Source organism: Sphingomonas oligophenolica (genome assembly GCF_039522915.1).
Classification (GTDB): Bacteria; Pseudomonadota; Alphaproteobacteria; order Sphingomonadales; family Sphingomonadaceae; genus Sphingomonas; species Sphingomonas oligophenolica.
This window is the reverse complement of the sequence record NZ_BAAAEH010000019.1, coordinates 1-3,590: the sequence shown is the minus strand read 5'-3', so window position 1 is coordinate 3,590 and position 3,590 is coordinate 1. Positions and strand designations below refer to the sequence as shown.

At 68.4% G+C, this 3,590-nt stretch carries 3 protein-coding genes; all 3 read right to left on the bottom strand.

Annotated elements, in window-relative coordinates:
- Positions 1-197: 197 nt before the first annotated feature.
- The 3 genes from ABD050_RS10465 to guaB are packed head-to-tail and all read right to left on the bottom strand — an operon-like array spanning position 198 to position 3,411.
- Positions 198-707: a tetratricopeptide repeat protein gene (locus ABD050_RS10465; protein ID WP_343889261.1), complete on the bottom strand. Its 510-nt coding sequence runs from the start codon at positions 705-707 to the stop codon at positions 198-200.
- Between the two features lie 32 nt (positions 708-739).
- Positions 740-1,915, bottom strand: coding sequence for an RsmB/NOP family class I SAM-dependent RNA methyltransferase (locus ABD050_RS10460; protein ID WP_343889260.1), 1,176 nt, complete (start codon positions 1,913-1,915; stop codon positions 740-742).
- 38 nt (positions 1,916-1,953) lie between these two features.
- The gene (guaB, locus tag ABD050_RS10455) at positions 1,954-3,411 is read right to left on the bottom strand and encodes an IMP dehydrogenase (protein ID WP_343889259.1); all 1,458 of its coding nucleotides are present in this window, start codon (positions 3,409-3,411) and stop codon (positions 1,954-1,956) included.
- Between the last annotated feature and the right edge of the window lie 179 nt (positions 3,412-3,590).

The window sequence follows — 3,590 nt, the reverse complement described above, 5'->3', positions numbered from 1 at the left end:
GGACGGCTAAAGCCTCTTACCGGCTGAAGCCGGTGGTTTTGACCTCAAAAAATGACAATAAAAAAATCGCGATAACAGCGGGGAGCAGCGGGAAACCGCGGTCGCGGTGCAGGCACCGGGCGAATTCAGGGTCTCGAACAGCCGCTAACGATGCGGCAAAAAGGACCTGAAGCAAGCCGCCCAAAGTCCGGGCTGCTCTATTCCTTCGCGGGCGCCTTCACCACCGACACGTCAATGGCAGCCGTCGCGATCGGCGGGCCCTTGGCGATCACCGCGGCAAGCTGGGTCGCATCGCCGCAGCCAGTCTTGCCGCAGATCGTGCGGATCTTGGCGAGATTGTCCTTCGCGCGCTGCACCGCGCCCTTGGCGACGAAGGCCTCGCCCTGGCCCTTCAGCGCCGAGACGTCATTGGGCTCGAGCAGCAGCGCTTCGCGGTAGAAGCGGATCGCCTTGCCCGGCAGGCCGCGCGCCGTCGACACATCGCCGAGCGTGACGAAGGCGAGGCGGTTGCGCGGATCGACCGCAAGCGCGGTCTCGAGCGCATCGCTCGCTGCGTCGAGATCGCCGGCCGCCTCGGCCGCCTGGCCCTTGGCGAGAAGCGCCATGGAACGCGGATCGATCTGGTCGTCGGGGCGCTGGCCGTGGAGCGAAGTCGAAATGGTGAGAAGCGTCAGCGCAGCGGCGGCGGCGACGGTCGAATAACGCATGATCAACTCCAGCTTCGGCACAATGGCCAGAGCTAGCATGGGCGCTCGAGTCGCGCGACAAAAAACCCGTCGGTCGAGTCATGCCCCGGCGTCAGGCGGATGCCCGGGCCATGCGCGCGGCCGGCGGGCAGCGTGAGGCTCGCTGCCTGCCAGCCCGGATGGCGACCGAGAAACGCAGCTGCCTGCCCCGCCCCTTCCTCGTCGAGCAGCGAGCAGACGATATAGACGATCGCCCCGCCCGGCCTGACCAGCTCGGCGCCGATCTCGAGCACATGGCGCTGGGTCTCGACCAGCCGCTCGATCCGGTCGGGCGACAGCCGCCAGCGCGCCTCGGGGTTGCGCCGCCAGGTGCCGGTGCCCGAACAGGGCGCGTCGATCAGCACGCAGTCGGCGCTGCCGACCCAGTCGCCGAGCACCTCGAGCTCGCGGCCCGGATCGAGCAACCGCGTCTCGACGATGGTCGCCCCGGCCCGTGCAGCGCGCGGCGCGAGGCGCGACAGCCGGGCGCGGTCGGTGTCGGTCGCGAGCAGGACGCCTTCGTTGCCCATCAACGCGGCAAGCGCGAGCGTCTTGCCCCCGGCGCCGGCGCAGAGATCGACGATCCGCATGCCCGGCGCGGCGCGCGCGGCGAGCGTCACGATCTGGCTGCCGGCATCCTGCACTTCGATCGCGCCGTCCTTATAGGCGTCGAGCGCCTCGATATTGGTGCCCGACGGGAGCCGGAGGGCATCCGGCAGCCCGGCGATCGGCTCGGCGCCGTCGATCGGCGGCGGTGCCGGCTGGAGCCAGTTGATCCGGATATCGAGCGGCGCCCGCTCGATCAGCGCCGGCCATTCGCTTCCGGGCACATCGGATTTCTCGAGCCGCGACAGCATCCATTCGGGCGCGACGCCGGGCTTCGCCGCTGTCTCGCTCGCGCCGATCGGTGCCGGGCCATGGCCGACGCCGTCGAACAGGGCGGCGATCTCGGAATCGTTGGCGGCAAGGGCGAGCATTGCCGCTCGCCCGCTGCGCGGCCGCTCGCCGAGCTGGCGGATGGCGGCATAGACAAGCTCGCGCACCGCGCGGCGATCCTTGCTCCCGGCATAGCGCCGCTCGGTGAAATAGCGCGCGATCAGCGTGTCGGCCGCGGCGCCCTGGTCACGGGCGGCAGCGATGATCGCATCGAGCAGCTCGATCGCCGCCTGGACTCGGGCTGATGGGGTCATGGTTCATTTCCTCTTCCCTCCCGGGAGAGGGCGACGCGTCATTGCGTCGGATAGTTCGGTGCTTCCCGCGTGATCGTGACGTCATGGACATGGCTCTCGCGCAAGCCGGCGCCGGTGATCTGGACGAACCGAGCACGCTTCTGCAGCTCCTCGATCGTCGCCGAGCCGGTATAGCCCATCGCGGCACGGACGCCGCCGACCAGCTGGTGGATCACGTCGCGCGCCGGGCCCTTGTAGGCCACCTGCCCTTCGATCCCTTCGGGGACGAGCTTCAATTGGTCCTTGATGTCCTGCTGGAAATAGCGATCGGCCGATCCCCGCGCCATCGCGCCGACCGAGCCCATGCCGCGATAGGATTTGTACGAGCGGCCCTGGTAGAGGAAGGTCTCGCCCGGCGCTTCCTCGGTGCCCGCGAGCAGCGAGCCGATCATCACCGCCGAGGCGCCGGCGGCGAGCGCCTTGGCCATGTCGCCCGAGGTGCGGATGCCGCCATCGGCGACCACCGGCACGCCCGATTTGGCGGCTTCCGCGGCGCAGTCCATCACCGCGGTGAGCTGCGGCACGCCGACGCCGGCCACCACGCGGGTCGTGCAGATCGAGCCCGGACCGATCCCGACCTTGATCCCGTCGGCGCCGGCATCGATCAGCGACCGCGTCGCCTCGGCGGTGGCGACATTGCCGGCGATCACCTGGACTGAATTGGAGAGCCGTTTCACCCGCTCCACCGCACGCGCGACCTCGATATTATGGCCATGCGCGGTGTCGATCACGATCAGGTCGAGCTCGGCGTCGATCAGCGCCGCGGTGCGTTCGAAGCCCTTGTCGCCCACCGTCGAGGCGGCGGCGACACGCAGCCGGCCCGTCTCGTCCTTGGTCGCGTCGGGATACATCACCGCCTTTTCGATATCCTTCACGGTGATCAGGCCGATGCAGCGATAGGCTTCGTCGACGACCAGCAATTTCTCGATCCGCCGCTGATGGAGCAGGCGCCGTGCTTCTTCCTGGCTCACGCCGGGCGAAACGGTCGCGAGATTCTCATGAGTCATCAGCTCGGCGACCGGCTGGCGCGGGTTGCCGGCGAAGCGCACGTCGCGGTTGGTGACGATGCCGACCAGCTTGCCGTTCTTCTCGGTGACCGGGATGCCGCTGATCCGGTGGTGCGCCATCAGCGCCTGCGCCTCGGCGAGCGTCGCCTCGGGCGCGATGGTGATCGGGTTGACCACCATGCCCGATTCGTAGCGCTTCACCGCGCGGACGGCGGCGACCTGCTCCTCGATCGTCATGTTGCGGTGGAGCACGCCGATCCCGCCCAGCTGCGCCATCACGATCGCCATATCGGCCTCGGTGACGGTATCCATCGCCGCGGAAACGACCGGAATGTTGAGCGCGATGCCGCGCGTCAGCCGGGTCGCGGTGTTGGTCTGGCTCGGGACGATATCGGACGCGGCCGGATACAGCAGGACATCGTCGAAAGTGAGGCCGAGGCGGATGTCCATTGGATGCCAATTCCTGCGCATGGGGGGCGAGTCGTGGCGGTCCATGTAAACAAGGGGCCTTGGATGCGCTAGGGGCGCGAGCGTGCGATGTCCCACCCCGTCACCCCGGACCTGTTCCCACTGCTGTCCGGGATTTTTCCTGCTGTGCCTAGATTGAGGGCGAGTTGGGGAGATGGAGG